Origin of the sequence: Aeromonas sp. ASNIH1 (genome assembly GCF_002934285.1) — a bacterium.
Classification (GTDB): domain Bacteria; phylum Pseudomonadota; class Gammaproteobacteria; order Enterobacterales; family Aeromonadaceae; genus Aeromonas; species Aeromonas caviae.
Map to the genome: position 1 here is coordinate 2,080,794 of NZ_CP026228.1, position 18,734 is coordinate 2,099,527.

15 protein-coding genes, 4 tRNA genes and 1 pseudogene are annotated in these 18,734 nt (G+C 62.6%); 14 read left to right on the forward strand and 6 right to left on the reverse strand.

Annotation, left to right across the window (positions count from 1 at the left end):
• Positions 1 to 79: 79 nt before the first annotated feature.
• The gene (gene acnB, locus C2U37_RS10090) at positions 80 to 2,677 is read left to right on the forward strand and encodes a bifunctional aconitate hydratase 2/2-methylisocitrate dehydratase (RefSeq protein WP_104452211.1); all 2,598 of its coding nucleotides are present in this window, start codon (positions 80 to 82) and stop codon (positions 2,675 to 2,677) included.
• Between the two features lie 231 nt (positions 2,678 to 2,908).
• Entirely contained in the window at positions 2,909 to 4,480 is a 1,572-nt protein-coding gene (locus tag C2U37_RS10095) for an EAL domain-containing protein (RefSeq protein WP_104452212.1), read from the forward strand.
• Here C2U37_RS10095 and C2U37_RS10100 read toward each other — a convergent pair.
• Positions 4,477 to 5,395, reverse strand: a pseudogene (locus C2U37_RS10100) (LysR family transcriptional regulator). The gene C2U37_RS10095 and the pseudogene C2U37_RS10100 sit on opposite strands and share 4 nt — an antisense overlap.
• Before the next feature lie 76 nt (positions 5,396 to 5,471).
• Here C2U37_RS10100 and C2U37_RS10105 point away from each other — a divergent pair.
• The 4 genes from C2U37_RS10105 (at position 5,472) to mdtD (ending at position 10,260) form a co-directional block, all read left to right on the forward strand.
• Complete coding sequence (locus tag C2U37_RS10105; RefSeq protein ID WP_010675804.1) at positions 5,472 to 6,089, forward strand: LysE family transporter; 618 nt, start codon at positions 5,472 to 5,474, stop codon at positions 6,087 to 6,089.
• Between the two features lie 115 nt (positions 6,090 to 6,204).
• Complete coding sequence (locus C2U37_RS10110; RefSeq protein WP_104452214.1) at positions 6,205 to 7,611, forward strand: D-arabinono-1,4-lactone oxidase; 1,407 nt, start codon at positions 6,205 to 6,207, stop codon at positions 7,609 to 7,611.
• 71 nt (positions 7,612 to 7,682) lie between these two features.
• On the forward strand, positions 7,683 to 8,810 hold the full coding sequence (locus C2U37_RS10115) for a CobW family GTP-binding protein (protein WP_199770523.1): 1,128 nt from the start codon (positions 7,683 to 7,685) through the stop codon (positions 8,808 to 8,810).
• Between the two features lie 61 nt (positions 8,811 to 8,871).
• Positions 8,872 to 10,260, forward strand: coding sequence for a multidrug transporter subunit MdtD (gene mdtD / locus C2U37_RS10120; protein ID WP_010675801.1), 1,389 nt, complete (start codon positions 8,872 to 8,874; stop codon positions 10,258 to 10,260).
• 9 nt (positions 10,261 to 10,269) lie between these two features.
• On the opposite strand, the gene C2U37_RS10125 is transcribed toward mdtD, so the two are convergent.
• The 3 genes from C2U37_RS10125 to folB form a co-directional block, all read right to left on the reverse strand.
• On the reverse strand, positions 10,270 to 10,752 hold the full coding sequence (locus tag C2U37_RS10125) for a YbaK/EbsC family protein (RefSeq protein ID WP_104452216.1): 483 nt from the start codon (positions 10,750 to 10,752) through the stop codon (positions 10,270 to 10,272).
• Positions 10,753 to 10,869: 117 nt separating this feature from the next.
• On the reverse strand, positions 10,870 to 11,379 hold the full coding sequence (gene folK / locus C2U37_RS10130; RefSeq protein ID WP_041213984.1) for a 2-amino-4-hydroxy-6-hydroxymethyldihydropteridine diphosphokinase: 510 nt from the start codon (positions 11,377 to 11,379) through the stop codon (positions 10,870 to 10,872).
• Positions 11,379 to 11,750, reverse strand: a complete 372-nt coding sequence (folB, locus tag C2U37_RS10135; RefSeq protein ID WP_010675798.1) for a dihydroneopterin aldolase — start codon at positions 11,748 to 11,750, stop codon at positions 11,379 to 11,381. The genes folK and folB overlap by 1 nt, the downstream gene beginning before the upstream one ends.
• 171 nt (positions 11,751 to 11,921) lie before the next feature.
• Between folB and plsY the strand changes: the two genes are divergently transcribed.
• From plsY to C2U37_RS10170, 7 genes are all read left to right on the forward strand, one after another.
• The gene (plsY, locus tag C2U37_RS10140) at positions 11,922 to 12,584 is read left to right on the forward strand and encodes a glycerol-3-phosphate 1-O-acyltransferase PlsY (RefSeq protein WP_029314836.1); all 663 of its coding nucleotides are present in this window, start codon (positions 11,922 to 11,924) and stop codon (positions 12,582 to 12,584) included.
• Positions 12,585 to 12,631: 47 nt separating this feature from the next.
• Positions 12,632 to 12,707 (forward strand) — tRNA-Phe (locus tag C2U37_RS10145).
• Positions 12,708 to 12,759: 52 nt separating this feature from the next.
• Positions 12,760 to 12,835: transfer RNA gene (locus C2U37_RS10150), tRNA-Thr, on the forward strand.
• Between the two features lie 3 nt (positions 12,836 to 12,838).
• Positions 12,839 to 12,914, forward strand: a tRNA-Phe gene (locus tag C2U37_RS10155).
• An 8-nt stretch (positions 12,915 to 12,922) separates the two neighbouring features.
• Positions 12,923 to 12,998, forward strand: a tRNA-Asn gene (locus C2U37_RS10160).
• 266 nt (positions 12,999 to 13,264) lie between these two features.
• On the forward strand, positions 13,265 to 14,608 hold the full coding sequence (locus C2U37_RS10165; protein ID WP_104452217.1) for a potassium channel family protein: 1,344 nt from the start codon (positions 13,265 to 13,267) through the stop codon (positions 14,606 to 14,608).
• Positions 14,609 to 14,845: 237 nt separating this feature from the next.
• Positions 14,846 to 15,445 carry a Yip1 family protein gene (locus tag C2U37_RS10170; protein ID WP_029314835.1) on the forward strand — a complete coding sequence of 200 codons (600 nt, stop codon included), beginning with the start codon at positions 14,846 to 14,848 and terminating at the stop codon, positions 15,443 to 15,445.
• Positions 15,446 to 15,559: 114 nt separating this feature from the next.
• On the opposite strand, the gene C2U37_RS10175 is transcribed toward C2U37_RS10170, so the two are convergent.
• Positions 15,560 to 15,892: a hypothetical protein gene (locus C2U37_RS10175; RefSeq protein WP_039039727.1), complete on the reverse strand. Its 333-nt coding sequence runs from the start codon at positions 15,890 to 15,892 to the stop codon at positions 15,560 to 15,562.
• A 384-nt stretch (positions 15,893 to 16,276) separates the two neighbouring features.
• Between C2U37_RS10175 and C2U37_RS10180 the strand changes: the two genes are divergently transcribed.
• The gene (locus C2U37_RS10180; protein ID WP_102948912.1) at positions 16,277 to 17,770 is read left to right on the forward strand and encodes a histidine-type phosphatase; all 1,494 of its coding nucleotides are present in this window, start codon (positions 16,277 to 16,279) and stop codon (positions 17,768 to 17,770) included.
• 51 nt (positions 17,771 to 17,821) lie between these two features.
• Here C2U37_RS10180 and C2U37_RS10185 read toward each other — a convergent pair whose 3' ends face one another.
• On the reverse strand, positions 17,822 to 18,697 hold the full coding sequence (locus C2U37_RS10185) for an EamA family transporter (RefSeq protein ID WP_104452218.1): 876 nt from the start codon (positions 18,695 to 18,697) through the stop codon (positions 17,822 to 17,824).
• Positions 18,698 to 18,734: the final 37 nt, after the last annotated feature.

The following is an 18,734-nucleotide window of genomic DNA, read 5'->3' on the forward strand; positions in this document are numbered from 1 at the left end:
GCACCCTACGGGTGTCCCGCAAGGACGATCGCCGCGAGCTTGGGCGAACCCCAAAAAAAAGACCAAAGAGGAATTAGTCGTGCTTGAAACATACCGTAAACACGTCGCAGAACGTGCCGCCGAAGGCGTGGTCGCCAAACCTCTGGACGCAGAGCAGGTTGCCGCCCTGGTTGAGCTGATCAAGAATCCGCCCGCCGGCGAACAGGACTTTCTGAAAGAACTGTTGTCCTCCCGCATTCCCCCGGGTGTTGATGAAGCGGCCTATGTGAAAGCCGGCTTCCTCACCGCCGTCGCCAAGGGCGAGGCCCATTCCCCCATCCTGACTGCCGCCGAAGCCGTCGAGCTGCTCGGTACCATGCAGGGTGGTTACAACATCCAGCCGCTGATCGACCTGCTGGACGATGCGACCCTGGCTCCTCTTGCCGCCAAGGGTCTCTCCCATACCCTGCTGATGTTCGACTCCTTCCACGACGTGGAAGAGAAGGCCAAGGCGGGCAATGCCCACGCCAAGCAGGTACTGCAATCCTGGGCTGACGCCGAGTGGTTCCTGAACCGCCCGGCCCTGGCCGAGAAGATCACCGTCACCGTCTTCAAGGTGACCGGCGAAACCAATACCGACGATCTGTCGCCGGCGCCGGACGCCTGGTCCCGCCCGGACATTCCGCTGCACGCCCTGGCGATGCTGAAGAACGCCCGTCCCGGCATCACCCCGGACAAGGATGGCGTCATCGGCCCCATCAAGACCATCGATGCCCTGAAAGAGAAAGGTTTCCCGCTGGCTTACGTGGGTGACGTGGTCGGTACCGGCTCTTCCCGTAAATCCGCCACCAACTCCGTGCTCTGGTTCATGGGCGATGACATTCCGTTCGTGCCGAACAAGCGTGCCGGCGGCGTTTGCCTCGGCGGCAAGATTGCCCCCATCTTCTTCAACACCATGGAAGATGCCGGCGCCCTGCCCATCGAAGTGGACGTCTCCAAACTGGAGATGGGCGATGTCATCGACATCTTCCCCTATGAGGGCAAGATCACCCGCCACGGCACCGACGAGGTGCTGGCCCGGTTCGAACTGAAGACCGAGGTGCTGATCGACGAAGTGCGCGCCGGTGGCCGCATTCCGCTGATCATCGGCCGCGGCCTGACCGACAAGGCCCGCGAAGCGCTGGGTCTGCCGTTCTCCACCGTGTTCCGTCGTCCGCAGCCTGTCGCCGACACCGGCAAGGGCTTCACCCTGGCCCAGAAGATGGTGGGCAAGGCATGTGGCGTGAAGGGCATTCGCCCGGGCACCTACTGCGAACCCAAGATGACCACGGTCGGCTCCCAGGACACCACGGGCCCCATGACACGCGACGAGCTGAAAGACCTGGCCTGCCTCGGCTTCTCCGCCGATCTGACCATGCAGTCCTTCTGCCACACCGCCGCTTATCCCAAGCCCATCGACGTGCAGACCCACCACACCCTGCCTGACTTCATCATGAACCGCGGCGGTGTCTCTCTGCGTCCGGGTGACGGCGTCATCCACTCCTGGCTGAACCGCATGCTGCTGCCGGATACCGTGGGTACCGGTGGTGACTCCCACACCCGTTTCCCCATCGGTATCTCCTTCCCGGCGGGCTCCGGCCTCGTGGCCTTCGCCGCCGCCACCGGCGTGATGCCGCTGGACATGCCGGAATCCGTGCTGGTGCGCTTCAAGGGCGAGCTGCAGCCGGGCATCACCTTGCGTGACCTGGTCCATGCCATCCCCTACGCCGCCATCCAGAAAGGGCTGCTGACCGTCGAGAAAGCGGGCAAGAAGAACATCTTCTCCGGCCGCATCCTCGAGATCGAAGGTCTGCCGACCCTGAAGGTGGAGCAGGCATTCGAGCTGGCGGACGCCAGCGCCGAGCGTTCCGCCGCCGGTTGCACCATCAAGCTGGATAAAGAGCCGATCATCGAGTATCTGAACTCCAACATCGTGATGCTGAAGTGGATGCTCTCCGAAGGCTACGGCGACGTGCGCACCATCACCCGCCGCATCAAGGGGATGGAAGAGTGGCTGGCCAACCCGGTACTGATGGAAGCGGACAAGGATGCCGAGTACGCCGAAATCATCGAGATCGACCTGGCCACCATCAAGGAGCCGATCCTGTGCGCGCCGAACGATCCGGACGACGCCCGTCTGCTGAGCGACGTGGCGGGTGACAAGATTGACGAGGTGTTCATCGGTTCCTGCATGACCAACATCGGCCACTTCCGCGCCGCCGGCAAACTGCTCGAGAAGTATCAGGGCGAGCTGCCGACCCGCATGTGGATCGCGCCGCCCACCAAGATGGACAAGGATCAGCTGACCGAAGAGGGCTACTACGGCATCTTTGGTCGCGTCGGTGCCCGCATCGAAATCCCTGGCTGTTCCCTCTGCATGGGCAACCAGGCGCGGGTAGCGGAAGGGGCCTCCGTGGTCTCCACCTCCACCCGCAACTTCCCGAACCGTCTGGGCAAGGGGGCCAACGTCTATCTGGCCTCTGCCGAGCTGGCCGCGGTTGCCGCCATCATCGGCAAGATCCCAACCGTGGAAGAGTATCTGCAGTATGCCAAGGCGCTGGACGCCACTGCGGCCGACACCTACCGCTACCTGAACTTCAACGAGATCGCCTCCTACACCAAGAAGGCCGATGCGGTGATCCTGCAGCAAGCGGTCTGAGACTCGTCGGTCTGACCACTGAAAATAACAATGCCGCGTCTCGACGCGGCATTTTCCATTTCAGGGGGCTGCGCGATAATGACCCGCCATGCCCAGCAACGGCGTCGTCGATTTGCCTGGTACGCGCGTTGCGCTTTCGTTGTCTGGCCATGATGGCCCCACCGTTTCCTGGTGGGCACTTTTATACCGCGGTACCTGCGAAGCGGGCCCGCGCATTGCGGCGTGGTTGCTATGTTTCTGTTCCGGATTGATCTGGCCCGCATGAAGTGGCGCCTTGGTTGTGCCCTGCTGGTGTTGGCCCTGCCCCTGGTGGTGGGAGGGTGGATAGTGCACGACAGCTACGAGCAGGAGCTGAAGAACGATGCCAGCGCGTCAGCCAGCAAGGCCAGAACCTTGCTGGAGCGCATGCTGGATCAGGCCGAACGGGCCAACCTCGAGGTATTGCCGCTGGCCGGTCGACCTTGCAGCGACAACCTGTTGCTGCTGCGCAAGCGGGTGGCGCTGGAGCCTTTCCTGCGTTCCATCAATCTGGTGCGACAGGGGATCATCAACTGCACCTCGCTGTTCGGGCCTGCCAGGGAAGTGGATGACGGCTCCCGCTACACGGATCGCAAGTTGCTGCTGATGAGCGGCAACCTGGTGCGCAAGAATCACCCCTTGCTGGTGGTGCGTCAGGAGCGGGGGCGTGATGCGGCACTGAGCGCCATTGACAGCAGCCAGCTCAGTTTCATGCTCACCCTGAGCAGCGATCCCAGCGAGCTGTTCTTGCAGGTGGGGTCCGCCTGGCTCGATGAGTCCGGCCACTTCCAAAGCGATCCGCCGAAACTGCACAGCAAGTTTGCCCTGATACTCGCCTCCCAGCGTTACCCCTTCACCATCCACGCCGGTTATGCCATGCCGATCTACTGGCGTGCCCTGTGGGAGGCTCGCCATCTGCAACTGATCTGGCTGGGAGCCAGTTCGCTGGTGCTCTCACTGCTGGTGTGGTGGCTGCTTGGGCGGCCTGGGGCCCTGACGGACGAGCTGAGACGCGGGCTGCGAGCCAGGGAATTTGTCCCCTATCTGCAACCGCTGATCGCCAGCAAGGGCGGCAAGATGGTGGGAGCCGAGGTACTGATGCGCTGGCAACATGCCACCGAGGGGCTGATCCGCCCCGATCTCTTCATCCCCCAGGCGGAAGAGTCTGGCCTGATCGTGCCCATGACGGTCAACCTGATGAAGACGGTGGCCAAGACACTCCACCCGGTGCAGGAGCAGTTGCCCGAGGCATTTCACATCAGCTTCAACATCAGTGCCATCCACTGCCGGGACCTCTCCCTGGTGGCGGAGTGCCGCGACTTCCTCGGCCACTTCGTGCCGGGACGGGTGGTGCTGGTGCTGGAGCTCACGGAGCGGGAGCTGCTGGTGACCAGCCCGCAGACCCTCTCCCTGTTTCGCCAGCTCGACGAGATGGGAGTGCAGCTCGCCATCGATGATTTTGGCACCGGCCACTCCAGCCTCATCTATCTGCAGCAATTCCACGTGGACTATCTCAAGATCGACCGCTCCTTCATCGGCCGTATCGGGACGGAGTCCCTCTCCGAGCACATCGTGGACAACGTCATCGACCTTGGGGGACGGCTGGGGTTGTCCCTGGTGGCCGAAGGGGTGGAGACGGAGCAGCAGGCCGCCTATCTGAGAGGCAAGGGGGTCCAGTATCTGCAGGGATACCTGTTTGCCCGCCCCATGCCGATACGCCAGTTCTGCCGGGAGCTGACGGCGGGAGAGATACAGGTCGCTGCCGGGCGCACCGCCCAGGGCTAGGCCGGGCCCACCAGGCTGTGCAGCCAGTTCACCAGGATGTCGTGGGGGCTGCCGGGTTCGGGAGGGGCGGGGGCGAGCAGGTGATAGCCGGTGCCGTCGGGGACGAAGCCGAGCGGTGCCACCAGCAGACCGGCCTCGATATCGTCGCACACCTGCCGGTAGGGGCCGATGGCGACCCCCAGCCCGGCGACTGCCGCCTGCAGGCTGAAATAGAAGTGCTCGAAGGTCTGACCCGGCCCCTCCTCGTCGGCGGACATACCTGCGTGCTGCTGCCACTCCAGCCAGGCGCCCGGACGGGTCTTGGTGTGCAGACGGGGTGCCGTTGGCCTGAGGGCCTGCACATCCCCCCTGGATTCAAAGAAGTGCGCCACCTTGCCCGGCGGGCAGACAGGGCCGGTCCGCTCTTCGAACAGCAACTGGTTGTAGAGCTCGGCAGGCCACTGGAAGTCGTTGCGCCGGATGGCGAGATCGATGCCGCTGCCAAAGCTGAGGGCGCCGCCGCCCGCCATCAGGTGTACGTCCAGCTCCGGGTGCAGGGCCTGGAAGGCGGGCCAGCGCGGGATCAGCCAGCGCATCAGGAGGGTGGGTTCGCAGGAGAGCACCAGCGACTGGGGGCGGCTCTGCTGGCGCAGGGCCTGCGCCGTCTGGCGGATGCTGCCCAGCCCCTCTCTGACCGCCTGATAGAACCGTTCACCCGCGTCGGTCAGAAAGACCCGGCGCTGGCGCCGCTCGAACAGCATGACCCCCAGATCCTCCTCGAGCAGTCGTACCGCCCGACTGATGGCGCCATGGGTGAGGTGCAGTTCGTCGGCGGCGCGGCCGAAATGCTCGGTGCGGGCAGCCACCTCGAAACAGCGCAGGGCGGTGAGGGAGGGAAGCGAGAGGGCTTTTTGTGAGTTTTTTTTCACCATTCATGTCAGAAATCATCGTTCGTTATTGGTGTTATTGGCAAATAAAATAGCCGATACCCCCTCTAATCAGGACTCTTTTCATGACCGAACTGTTAGCCGTTGTCGCCATTACTCTCTTTGCCGTCATCAGCCCCGGGCCCGACTTTGCCATGGTGTCGCGCAACAGCCTGCTGCTCTCGCGCCGCACCGGCGTGTTGACGGCGATCGGCATCGCGGCCGGGGTCTGCGTGCACGTGGCCTACACCCTGCTGGGGGTGGGCCTGCTGATCCAGCAATCCCTCTGGCTGTTCAACCTCATCAAGCTGGCGGGGGCCGCCTATCTCATCTTCCTCGGCATCAAGATGCTGCGGGCCAAACCGGCTGCCGATGAAGAGAGCATCTGTCAGCCTGCCCTCTCCAGCCTGGGGGCGCTGCGCACCGGATTTTTGACCAATGTGCTCAATCCCAAGACCACCATCTTCATCGTCAGCCTCTTCATGCAGGTGGTGCAGCCGCAGACGCCGCTGGCGGTCCAGATCGGCTATGGCGCCTTCATCGCGCTGGCGCACGCCCTCTGGTTTGGTGCGGTGGCGCTCTTCTTCTCCACCCCTGCGGTGCGGGACCGACTGCTGGCGGTACGCCACTGGATCGATCGGGTGTTCGGGGGGCTGCTGGTGGGATTCGGCATGTTGCTGGCATTGACCCAGCAGACGCGCTGAGGCGGGGAGGGGCGCTCCCCCTATCCACCCCCGACTGTAGGGTCTTGTTTTTCATGCCTTGGCAGCCACTTTTCGGTAGAATTGGCGCTCATTTTGAAGTCAGATGAGGCGCGGTATGACGGTCAGGTTCCAGGCATTTCACAGCATCAAGGCGATTGGCAATCGGGAGGTGCTGTTCAACTGGTCCAGAACCAACCCCCTCGGCGCCCTTGATCAGGTGTGGCGCCCGACGACCCGTGACGAGCTGCAGCAACTGCTGCGGGAATATCCCGAGCGCAAGCTGCGGCTCATCGGCTCCGGCCTCTCTTTCGAACCCATCCACAGCGTCTACGCCGAAGGCAGCCAGGCGCTGCTGGTGGACCTGCACCACCTGCGCGGCCAGCTGGACAAGACTGCCGATACGGTGACCTACCTGGCGGGGACGCCGCTTGATACCGTCTATGCCGACCTCATCGCCATGGATCGCATGCTGCCGGCATCCCCCGGCGTCATCGGCATCCAGACCCTGGGCGGTGCGCTCAGCACCGGCACCCATGGGCAGGGACTGCACCAGTCCGCCCTGTGCGATGCGGTGGCTGCCCTGACCGTGATGCTGGCGAGCGGCGACATCATCCGTGTGGATCGCACCGATCCGCGCTTCGGCGCCTTCGTGATGGGCATGGGGATGCTCGGTATCCTGCTGGATGTGACCCTCAACACCGTGCCCAACCGCATCATGCGCTGCACCAAGTTCACCACCGACTACCCCTTCCTGCTGGAACACAACGAGCGCCTCAACCGGGAGCACGCCTTCGTGAAGAGCTGGTGGTTCGCCTGGACCGGCGAGAGCCACATCTGGCTGGTGGATCCCGCCTCCGATGACGAGGTGGCCCGCTACCGCGCTGGGGGCAGCGAGCCGCTGGTGCTGGAGGGAGACATGGACGAGCGCATGAACCTGGCGCTCAATGCCACCATAGACGCGACCCTGCAGAAGATGGCCAGAGACACCAAGGACGAGGCCAGGGCAGGCGAGCACTTCGAGACGGTACGCCGCTTCAAGGACGCCTCGGATCTGGTGGGCAACGTCTACCAGATCCTCTGCAAGGGAATTCCTGCTCCCCAGATCAACTGCGAGGTGGCCGTGCCCCTCGAACGCATGGGGGAGGCCCTTGAAATCCTGCAGACATGGCAGGAGGCGAACCCCGGCGTGCTGCACTACCCCTTCATCCTGCGCTGCACCGGTCCATCCGTGGCCTGGCTCAGTGCCGCCCATGACAAGTCGGTGTGCTGGATAGGTTTTCTGGTCTATCTGGCGGCGGACGGGACCTTTGTCGGGGGCTCCATGGAGCAGATGCGCGAGTTGCAGCAACTGCTGGTGCCCCTCGGCGGCATTCCCCATTTCGGCAAGCACCTGGCGATGGACCTCTACGACTTCCCGGCCCTGTTGCCGCGCTGGCACGACTTCCTGGCCCTGAAGCGGGAGCTTGACCCCCATGGCCGTTTCGAAAACCGCTGGCTCGGCGACCTGTTCGCCAACCGGTAAGGATCTGACATGACCGATATGCAAGACACTCGCTTACTCATCCTCCTGCCGATCAGAGGGGGGGCAACCCGATGACAGACATGCAAGACACCCGCATCCCCGTGACCCTGCTGACCGGCTTTCTCGGCAGCGGCAAGACCACCTTGCTCAACCATTGGGTCAAGCAGCCCGAGCTCGGGGAGTGTGCCGTGCTCATCAACGAGTTCGGCTCCGTGGGGCTGGATCACCATCTGGTACAGCAGGTGGACGAGCAGGTGGTGCTGCTCGATTCCGGCTGCATCTGCTGCTCGGTGCAGGGCTCCCTGGTTGAGGCGCTGCAGGGGCTCTTCATGAAGGCCATCCAGCGCAAAATCAAACCCTTCAAACGGCTGATCATCGAGACCACGGGTCTGGCCGATCCGGCCCCTGTGCTGTTCACGTTGAGGGAAGAGGGCTTTATCGCCCAGCGCTACCGCTTCGATGGCACCGTCACCGTGGTGGATGCCGGCCATATCGAGCAGCAGCTGGCCGCTCAATATGAGGCGGTCAAACAGGTGGCGCTGGCGGATCTGCTGGTGGTGAGCAAGGGCGATCTGGTGGATGAAGAGACCCTTGCTCGGGTGGAAGCCCAACTGGCGGCCCTCAATCCGGCAGCCCCCATCCAGCGGGTCAGCAATGGGGTGCTCTCACCCGCGGTGCTGGAGAAGCTCGGCGCCTACAACGAGGCGGCGGGGCGCGACGTGCGCCAGTTGCTGGCCTGGCTGCGTACCGAATCCCCGAAACAGGGGCTGGCTTCGCCCATGCAGCCGAAGATGACGCCGTTTGCCGCCAAGGTGGGGACGGTCGCGCCCACCCGCTTCGAGCACGGCAATATAGAAAGTTTCTCCCTGCGCATCGGCGAGCCGCTCAAGCCTTCCCGCCTGCTGGCCGCCATCGATGCGGTGCAGGCGCAATACGGCGATGCCCTGCTGCGTCTCAAGGGGATATTGCAACTGGAAGGGGAGAGCCAGCCCGTGGTGATCCACGGCGTGCACGGCCAGCTCTATCCGTTGCAGGCGCTGGGGGAGTGGCCCGAAGGCAAGGCCCAGTCCCGGCTGGTGTTCATCGTGAAGAGCCAGGACAGGGCTGGCATAGAGCAGTTGTTCCTCTCGACCCTCAAGGCCCCCGAACCCAGCCTGGAAGAGCACCTCAAGGCCATGCTCGGCCACCCGGATGCCTGATATGCTGATATGGCCCGCGCTCGTGCGGGTCTTTTCTTATGTGATGAGGAGAGACAGAACCATGCCTGACAGCTCCCCGATGGTGACGCCCGCCCAGCGCAAATGGCTGCCCTGGCTGACGGCGGTCGGTTTTTTCATGCAGACCCTGGATGGCACCATCCTCAACACCGCCCTGCCCAGCATGGCCGAGGCCCTGGGCGAGAGTCCGCTGCAGATGCAGTCCGTCATCATCGCCTACATGCTGACGGTGGCCCTGCTCATTCCCGCCTCCGGCTGGCTGGCGGACAGATTTGGCACCCGCCGGGTCTATCTGGTCGCCATCCTGCTGTTTACCCTGGGTTCCCTGGCCTGTGCCATCGCCAACACCCTGCCCATGCTGGTGATCGCCCGGGTGTTGCAAGGGGTCGGGGGGGCCTTGCTGATGCCTATCGGGCGTCTGGCGGTGCTGCGGGTCTACAGCAAGCATGAGCTGCTGAGGGTGATGTCGTTCGTCACCATCCCCGGTCTGCTCGGCCCCCTCATCGGCCCGGCCCTGGGGGGCTGGCTGGTGGAGGTGGCGAGCTGGCACTGGGTCTTCCTCATCAACCTGCCAGTGGGCCTGCTCGGCTTCGTGGCAAGCTGGCACTTCATGCCCGACCTTCGCCAGCACACCGCCAGGTTTGACTGGCAGGGGTTTGTGCTGTTCAGTGTCGGCATGGTGCTGGTATCCGTCGGTCTGCAAGGCCTGGGGGAGCACAGCATCTCAACCGGCTGGGCCCTGTTTGCGGTATTGTTCGGTCTGGCCGCCATGGCGAGCTACTGGCTCTATGCCGCCACGGCGGAGCAGCCCCTGTTCAGTCTGGCGCTGTTCAAGACGTCCACCTTCGCCATCGGTATCTGGGGCAATCTGTTTGCCCGCCTCGGCAGCGGCGCCATGCCGTTTCTCACCCCGCTCTTCCTGCAACTGGGGCTCGGCTTCTCCCCGAGCAAGGCGGGGATGACCATGATCCCCACGGTGATCGGCGCCATGCTGACCAAGACGCTGGTGAACAAGCTCATTCCGCGCATCGGTTATCGCCGCATCCTGATCGGCAACACCCTGGCGCTCGGGGCCATGATCGCGAGCTTCTATTTCATCGACAACCAGGTGCCCCACGGCGTACTGCTGGTGTGGCTGGCGGTCTTTGGCGCCATCAACTCCCTGCAATTTTCCGCCATGAACACCCTGACCCTGCAGGATCTCAGCAGTGAGCACGCCAGCAGCGGCAACGGTCTGCTGTCGGTGGTGATGCAGCTCTCCATGAGCCTGGGGGTGGCCATCGCCGCCAGCCTGCTGGGACTCTTCTCCATCGGCCAGCCCGAGGAGAGTGGCCGCTGGCTGGAGGGGTTCCACCTCACCTATCTGTGCATCGGCCTGATGTCCATGCTGGCGGCGCTGATCTTCGCCCAGCTGGCGCGGGAAAAGCGCTGAGTCCCAGGCTCAGGGGGCGGGCAGGTAGCTCACGTCGCAGGGCAATCGGGCCAGCAGTCCGGCCAGGTGGGTAGTCTCCAGCAGGAAAGTCTGCTCGGGGTGGCCCGGCGTCCAGGTAAAGGCGTGGTGATTCATGAGCACGGGATCCACCAGCAGGGGGATGTCGGCGCGGGGCAGGAAGGGGCAGACGGCTCCCGGCAGGCAGCCAATCTCGGTCTGCATCTCGTCGGCAGTGCAGATGGAGGGTTTGGCACCGAGCGCCGCCTTGACCGCCTTGCTGTCGAGCCGGCCGTCCCTGTGGGTCAGCAGCAGGGCGAAGCGACCATCCTTGAATTTGAGGAAAAGGGTCTTGCTGAACTCGGCCTGCCAGCCGAGGCGAGCCTTGACCCGCTCGTCGGTGGCGTAATCGAGGATGGGTTCGTGCTCGAAGTGCTGGTAGGGCAGGTCGGTGAGCAACTGACAGTTGAAGTCGTGAATGGCATCGAGTGGCATGGGGTTCTCCTGTGATGGCGGTCATCCTGCCACTTGCACCGGCGCAGGCCCAATCACCGTTTCTTATCCATCATCAGCGGAGTCATCAACAAGGGCACCCGAGGGTGCCCTTGCTGTTCAGTGATGCTGCAATTCGCCCGCTTTCCAGTGGAAGGGAATGGGGTCAAGGCGCTGAGAGGCTTTGTCGTAACCTGCCCACAGCTCAGCGATGGTGCGACCATCGATGGGGTGGCGGAATGTGGGGGCCAGCTCCGCCAGCGGCCAGAGCACGAAGGCGTTGGTGAGGATCTCGCCGCGGGGCAGCACCAGCGGTGTCTCGCAGACCAGCTCGCCGTAGAGCAGCAGATCGAGATCCAGGGTGCGCGGGGCGAACTTCTTGGCATCCGGCTCGCGGCCGTGAGCGAACTCCATGGCGCGCAGCCGCTGGCACAGGGTCGCCAGGGGCAGCTCGGTATCGGCACCCACCACCAGGTTGTAGAAGGGGCGGCCGTTGAAGCCCACCGCCTCGCTCTCGAATACCCGGGAGACCTGCAACTCGCCGAATTCGGCGTGCAGGGCATCGAGGCCGGCGCGGATATGGCGTTCCCGATCGATGTTGGATCCCAGACTGATATAGATGCGGGTCATCAGTTGGCGCTCGCAGCCGGCGTGCGATGGCGCAGGATCTCGACCCCGACACCTGCCGCATTGGGCACGGCACCCGGTTTGGTCAGGGTCACCTTGACCCACTGTACCCGCTCGTCTTCCAGCACCAGGGCGGCGACCTGCTCGGCCATGGTCTCTACCAGCTCCACTATCTTGCCCTGGGCGTGATCACAGATCTTGCGAGAGAGGGTGGCGTAATCCAGCGCCAGATTGATATCGTCGGTTGCGGCGGCTGGGCGATTGTCAAACCCCATCTCGAGGTCGAAACAGAGCTTCTGGCGAATGCCCTTCTCCCACTCATATACCCCTATGGTGGTCAAAACCTCGAGTCCGCGAATAAACACCTTGTCCATGACAGTACTTCTTCTTTACTCTTGATGGGCTGTGAAAACAGCGCAGGGATGCAGGCCCGGCAAGCAGATTGCCGCTGGCGGCCGGTTTGGGCGACACGCTTTCGGGCAAGCCCGGGCCTGGGAATGTGGCCCGCATCATACCCCATTCATATCGTGGTAAAAACGACCAAGATGACGGCCCTGACGATTTTGATGATTATTCTGGCCTATCTGGGCGGCTCGCTGTCCAGTGCCGTGCTGGTTTCCCGCATCACGGGTCTGCCGGATCCCCGTGACCATGGTTCCCACAACCCGGGGGCGACCAATGTGTTGCGCCTCGGCGGCCGGATGGCGGCGCTGATCGTACTGCTTCTCGACGTGCTCAAGGGGATGGCCCCCGTCTACCTCGCCTGGTATCTGCAGATCAAGCCCGTCTACCTCGGCTTTATCGGGGTGGCCGCCTGTCTGGGCCACATGTACCCCCTCTTCTTCCACTTCCGTGGCGGCAAGGGCGTCGCCACCGCCCTCGGTACCATGCTGCCCATTGGGTTTGCCATGGGGGGCGCCGTCATCACCACCTGGCTGCTGGTGCTGCTGGTGAGCGGCTATTCGTCACTGGCGTCCATCGTGACCGTGTTGCTGACTCCGCTCTTTACCTATCTGCTCAAACCGGAATACACGTTGCCGGTCTCCCTGCTCTCCTGTCTCATCCTGATCCGTCATCACGAGAACATTACCCGCCTGCTCAAGGGGGAGGAGTCCCGCCTCTGGGGGCGCCGGGGAGCGGTCCCGCCAGCAGAAGTGATGAAAATGGATGATGCTGCGCAAAAAAGAGACGAACGAGACGAAAAGTGAAATTTCCCGTTGACCACCTGCCCTAAAATCCGTTTAATAGCGCCCACGCCCAGATAGCTCAGTCGGTAGAGCAGGGGATTGAAAATCCCCGTGTCGGCGGTTCGATTCCGTCTCTGGGCACCATATTTTGGTGCCATGAAATAAAAACGTGTTCATGCACAATGGTTTGAAGTGTGCCGGCTTAGCTCAGTAGGTAGAGCAACTGACTTGTAATCAGTAGGTCACCAGTTCGATTCCGGTAGCCGGCACCATTTGCCCAGATAGCTCAGTCGGTAGAGCAGGGGATTGAAAATCCCCGTGTCGGCGGTTCGATTCCGTCTCTGGGCACCACGAATAATTCCTCCTTAGCTCAGTCGGTAGAGCGACGGACTGTTAATCCGCAGGTCGCTGGTTCGAGCCCAGCAGGAGGAGCCAAATAAAAAGCCCAGCAGCAATGCTGGGCTTTTTCTTTTCCCGTTTTTCGATGTTCCGCTTCCCGCTGTTCGAAAAGCGTCCTGTCCGGTGACAAAGCTGCCGCAGCGCCCCTCTTGAATCTTTCCTCCCAGTGACTTGGCCCGTCTGCCGAGTATGATGGCGTGGTGAGTCCCTATGCTGTGCCCGCCGGATCACCCTGTCGTGATCGACGCTTGCCGTCACCCTGGCCCGGCAAAACGGGATCGGTTTCTTGAGTGAGGTCATGCATGAATGCAACAGAGCTTTGGCAGCTTTCCCCCGAGCAATTCAACGAGTGGCGGCGTGAGAACGATTATCCCCGTATCTGGGCGCTGCTGGTGGCGTCGCTGCCCCATTTCGACGACTGGATGGCGGAGCAGAAGATAGAAAAAAGCGTGATCTTCCAGATCGGCATCGCCCGCTTCATCAGCTCCCGCTGCGTGCTGAGCCTTTGTGTCTACATGAGCGACGACAAGGTCCGTCTGTATGAGAGCGCCTCGAGTGCACTGGAATCCCTGCGCAAGAGCGGCCTCATCCGCTCGGAGACCCGTTTCGAGCCTTACAGCATGTGGCTGGCGGGAAAACATGGCAATGACGAGGTGAAACGGGTGCAAAGCCTGCTCTCGGTCTCGGAGAACAACAAGGGGGAGGCCCAGGTGCTGGGCAAGCATCGTCTGCTCAACATCGGCGGTGTTGCCCTCAAAAGCCCCATCATCTCCGGCCGGTTGCTCGATTTTACCTGTCTCGACGAGCTCTCTCTCGATGGGGCCGTCAACAACTCCAAGGTTTATCTGTGGCACTGCTCGGCCAAGGGGGTCAGGGTCAATGGCGGGGTGATCGGGCTCGATCTGTTCGACTCCCTGCTGTGGGACCACAGGGCCTGGGCCAAGAAGCGGGAGCTGGCGCTGGAGGACGGGGTCTTTCAGGACTTCACCATAGAGTGCGAGGAGATCCGCTTCCACTCCTCCCGGGCGGTGCTGAAAAACTTCAGCGTCAGCGCCAAGAACTTCGATGCCACCATGGAGCACACCAACCTGGACAAGGTGGAGGTGGTCTACAACGACAATGGGCGGATCGACCACAACGAGGCGAGCAAACTCTATCGCAATGCCAAGCGCCTCTTCTCCAGCGTGGGTGACACCGTCGATGCCGGCGAGTGTTACTACAAGGAGAAGCTGCACGAGATGAAGTCCCTGGCGAGCCCGCGGGAGCTGTACCGGGAGCGCTGGCTGCGAAGCGGTCCGATGACGAAGTGCTGGCTCTCCCTGTTGTGCTATCTCAAGTGCGCGGGCAAGTTCATCAGCTTCATCACCTGGGGGTTTGGGGAGCGTCCCATCAGAAGCCTGCTGATGTCGATGGGGGTGATCCTGCTGGCGACCCTGACCTATTTCCTGGCGCCGGAGTCTGCAACCCACGGCCATCTGGGGCGCTCTCTCTATTTCAGCATCGTCACCTTCGTGACCCTGGGTTATGGGGACATCTCCCAGACCTCCTCGCCGCTGCAACTGCTGTCGGCCATCGAGGCCTTCTGCGGCATGTTCCTGACCGGTCTCTTCCTCGCGGGTTTTGCCTCGAAAACCAAGCAGTATTGACGGGAGTGCCGGCGGCGGGTGCCATCAGTGCCCGCCTCCGGTGCCCTCCTGCTGTCTTCCCATCCCTCCCGGCTGGCCCGGCGACCCTGCTTGACGCAGCGGCGGTGGAGCGACTTTATTTAAAGTCATCGCATGCCATGGCAAGCGATGGCGCCACCAGCGCCCGGACATGACGCAATCAGAGGAGAAAGCCCGGTATCGATCCGCCAACCACCGATGTAGAGAAGGAATAACGCTATGATATTGAATCACTTATGGGGATTGTATGCCCATCCCCACACCGAATGGCATACCATAGACGAGCGGCACGACAGCTTCAGAAACAGTCTGACCCACATCCTGCTCGTGGCCCTTATCCCTCCCATCTGCGCCTACTATTCCGCCGTTCACATCGGCTGGAGCATCGGGGTCGGCGATCCCATCACCCTGACCGCCAACAGCGCATTCAAGCTGTCGGTCGCCATGTACGTGACCCTTATCATCGGCGTGCTGGCACTCTCCTATCTGGTGCACTGGATGGGGCATACCTTCGGCTCGGATCCTAGCTACACGACCTCGCTGGAGCTGGCGGCCTACACCTCCACGCCACTCTTCATGGTGGGCTTCTCCGCTTTCTTCCCGCATCTCTGGTTCGTGATGCTCATCGGTTTGGTCGGGCTGACCTATTCCGTCTACCTGCTCTATATCGGCGTGCCCATCTTGATGCACATCACCAAGGAGCAGGGATTCATCTACGCCAGCTCAGTGGTGACGGTCGGCCTGGTGTTGCTGGTCTGCGTGCTGGCTGCCACGGCCATCCTGTGGGGATCCGGCTTCGGTCCCGTCTTCACCCAGTAGCCGTGTATGCCGACGGCAACGACGACAAGGGCGCCTTGATGGCGCCCTTGTCGTTGATCTCTCGCCTGGTCGGCGTGTCTTTGCCAGACCCGGGAGGGAAGTCGTCTGCGTTGATCAGCGGGGATTCCCGCTGCCGATACCGAACGGGATGCGGTAATCGCTGCTCTGATCGCCGAGGCTGACGGTCAGGTTGCCCTGGGCGCGGCTCGGGATCTGTACCTGTTGGGTACCCATCAGGTTGGCGTGGACGGAGGCCACCAGATCACCGGATTCATCGCGCACCTCCAGCATGGGGTTGGCCTTGCCGGCCATGGCGGCGCTGGCATGCCAGTTCACGAACAGCACACCCGGGGTGGCGTTGAAGTCGGCGGGGACGGAAGCCTGGGCAACACCGGCACTCATCAGGCCTGCAACGGCCAGCATCTTGATCACGTTTTTCATGTTCATTCACTCTCTTGGTTTTTATGTCATTGGCAAGGCCTGACAGGCCTGCATCAATGCATCCTTGCAAGAGGTCATTCAAATGGTGTGTTGTTTTGTCACGGATGTTTGTCACCCATGTGTATGGGGGACTGCCATGAACGACCAGTTGTTTTGCGGCTTGGCGCTCCTGCCTAAGCGATGTGTGAATATTAAGCGCCTCACCCGGTCATTGTTAGCGAGATAAACTGGCCTACACGTTCAAAAAATGTGAATGATGTTCTGTGGGGAGGAAGCAGGCAGGTTGGGGGGGGGGTCACCCTTCAGGAGAGAGGTGCATGTCCCAGACCTGACACCGGATTGTCACATCCGGTGCGTACTGTGCGGCTTCATTTTCACACTTGTTCAAGGATGACTATGTTTCGCGTTTCCTCCCTTGCCGCCTGCGTGGCGGCCACCCTGCTGAGCGGCTGCAATTCGGGCAACGACTCCTCCTCGCCCGCCGTCGGCGACTATCAATACAGCACCAAGGCGGTCTATGCCGCCCGTCAGGCAATGAACAGCTATGAGGTTGCCCCTGAAGGCTTTAGTCCCGTCTTCACCGAGCTGGTCGCACGCCACGGCTCCCGCTCGCTGTCCAGCCCCAAATACGACGTGCTGACCAAGCTGGTGTGGGAGGAGGCCGCGAGGCAGGGGGCCTTGACCGAGCTGGGCCAACGGCTCGGCGCCAAGGTGGACGCCGTCACGGCCGCCAACCAGACCCTCGGCTATGGCCTGCTGAGTGCGCTCGGCAAGGAGGAGCACGCCAACCTGGCGACCCGGCTCGCCGAACGGCTGCCCACCCTGCTGACCACTGAATCGACTCCCCTCTGCCTCAAGGTCGAGACATCGGGCAAGGACCGCGCCAACGAAAGCGCCTACTTCTTCATGCAGAGCCTGGCCAAACGGGTCTCTCTGGTGACGGACAGCCCCGACTGTTACGTCAGCCAGGAGAACCCTTCCGAGATCGACAAGGGGCTGCGCAACAAGTTCGAGCTCTACTTCCACAAGACCGAGCCACAGGGGGAGTACACCCGGTATCTGCCCACCTTCCAGGCCTATCAGGCCTTTGTCGGGGACGAAGACAACGGGGTGGCTCCTGCTCCCGAGCTGACCGAGGTCCTCGATGCGCTCAAGGCCCTGCCCAGGACCCGGGTGATGGCCCGCGAGATGCTCGAGCGTCTCTACAGTAAAGCCTTCGTCGACGAGCTGGCCGCCGGGGTGGATTATGTGGCGGTGAATCCGGAAGACGGCGGCAAGACCCATGTGCGCGACGAGGTGGACGCCGCCCTCATGCTCTACAACCTCTTCATCATCGGCCCGGGGATGATCCGGGAGGCGCAGGCACAAGGCGGGTCCTGGGATCTCGAGCAGTTCATCACGCCAGAGGAGTCTGCCTGGTTCTCCTACCTCTCCGATGCCGAGGACTTCTACGAAAAGGGGCCGAGTCTTGCCAGCCAGAGCGCCACCTACGCCGTGGCCCAGCCCCTGCTTGACGGCCTCTTCAACGAGGTACAGACCCAGGTGGTGGAAGAGGCGGGCGAGCATGTCGCCAAGCTGCGCTTCGCCCATGCGGAGACCCTGATCCCGCTGGCGGCCCTGATGAAGCTGGAAGGGAGTCGCCAGAGCGCCCAGCCCGGCGTGCTGATGAGCCAGGAAAACAACGAATGGCGTGGCGGCTGGGTCTCTCCCTATGCGGCCAACATCCAGTGGGATGTCTACCGCAACGAGGCCGGCCGGGTGCTGGTGAAGATGCTTTACAACGAGAAGGAGCTCGCCTTCAAGGCAGGTTGCGCCCCCATTGCGGTGGGCAGCTTCTTCTATGACTTCGGCGAGCTCAAACGCTGTTACGACTACTCGTCCTGACGCGCTCGTGCCATCCCCGGGGCCGGTCATCGCCGGCCCCGTTTTTTTGGTTCAGGCGGAGCCGGCTTGTCGACGACCCGCCTGCCAGGTGGTGCCCATGGAGGCGGCGATGATGGCGGCTATCCCGAGCCATTGGGACGGGGGCAACTGCTCGCCCAGCCATACCAGTCCCATCAAGGCTCCCATGGCCGGTTCACCGCTGGTGAGAATGCCGTAGCTCTTGAGGGGAAGGCGGCGCAGGGCAAACATCTCGAAAGAGTAGGGGATGGCGCTCGAGAGCAGCCCCACCCCGATGATGGTGAGGATCACGGGGACGGTGAATGACGCCTCGATCGCCCCCTCCAGCCCGAAGGGCAATACCAGCAGGGTGCCCACCCACATGCCCAGCGCCGGAGCCTGTGCGCCCAGCAAGGCTCCTGCCCGCTTTCCGGTGAGCATATAGAGCCCCCAGAAGAGGCCAGCCCCGAGAGCCAGTGCGGCCCCCAGGGGATCGATGGCCTGCTGTGTTGCCCGCAGGGGCAAGAGCAGCAGCAGCCCGGCGATGGCCAGTATCAGCCAGATGAAGTCTGCCCGGTGGCGTGAGGAGAGCAGGGCCACTGTCAGGGGGCCGATGAACTCGATGGCCAGGGCTACGCCGAGGGGAATGCGTGCGATGGCGAGATAGAAGAGCAGGTTCATGGCCCCAAGCGACAGGCCGTAGGGGATGGCGCCCAGCAGGGTGCGTCGGTCGAGGGGGGCACGCCAGATGCGAAACACCAGGGAGAGAAGGAGGGCGGCGCACCCCAGCCGGAACAGGGTCGTACCTGCGGCTCCCAGCAGGGGAAACAGGGATTTGGCCAGGGAGGCGCCGAGGGTGATCGACAGCATGGCGAGCAGGACGGCCAGAAGAGAGGAGAGGGCATTGGGATTGGGTTGCATGGTATTCATACCGGGCAGGACGATGGGCAGTAAAATATATCTGGAG

Bases quoted from the DNA above. Each gene is read 5' to 3' on its own strand.
- mdtD (WP_010675801.1), top strand. From the start codon at position 8,872: ATGCCTGACAGCTCCCCGATGGTGACGCCCGCCCAGCGCAAATGGCTG.
- C2U37_RS10110 (WP_104452214.1), top strand. From the start codon at position 6,205: ATGACGGTCAGGTTCCAGGCATTTCACAGCATCAAGGCGATTGGCAAT.
- C2U37_RS10095 (WP_104452212.1), top strand. From the start codon at position 2,909: ATGTTTCTGTTCCGGATTGATCTGGCCCGCATGAAGTGGCGCCTTGGT.
- C2U37_RS10170 (WP_029314835.1), top strand. From the start codon at position 14,846: ATGATATTGAATCACTTATGGGGATTGTATGCCCATCCCCACACCGAA.
- C2U37_RS10105 (WP_010675804.1), top strand. From the start codon at position 5,472: ATGACCGAACTGTTAGCCGTTGTCGCCATTACTCTCTTTGCCGTCATC.
- folK (WP_041213984.1), bottom strand. From the start codon at position 11,379: ATGACCCGCATCTATATCAGTCTGGGATCCAACATCGATCGGGAACGC.
- C2U37_RS10175 (WP_039039727.1), bottom strand. From the start codon at position 15,892: ATGAACATGAAAAACGTGATCAAGATGCTGGCCGTTGCAGGCCTGATG.
- folB (WP_010675798.1), bottom strand. From the start codon at position 11,750: ATGGACAAGGTGTTTATTCGCGGACTCGAGGTTTTGACCACCATAGGG.
- C2U37_RS10185 (WP_104452218.1), bottom strand. From the start codon at position 18,697: ATGAATACCATGCAACCCAATCCCAATGCCCTCTCCTCTCTTCTGGCC.
- C2U37_RS10115 (WP_199770523.1), top strand. From the start codon at position 7,683: ATGACAGACATGCAAGACACCCGCATCCCCGTGACCCTGCTGACCGGC.
- C2U37_RS10180 (WP_102948912.1), top strand. From the start codon at position 16,277: ATGACTATGTTTCGCGTTTCCTCCCTTGCCGCCTGCGTGGCGGCCACC.
- plsY (WP_029314836.1), top strand. From the start codon at position 11,922: ATGACGGCCCTGACGATTTTGATGATTATTCTGGCCTATCTGGGCGGC.
- C2U37_RS10125 (WP_104452216.1), bottom strand. From the start codon at position 10,752: ATGCCACTCGATGCCATTCACGACTTCAACTGTCAGTTGCTCACCGAC.
- C2U37_RS10165 (WP_104452217.1), top strand. From the start codon at position 13,265: ATGAATGCAACAGAGCTTTGGCAGCTTTCCCCCGAGCAATTCAACGAG.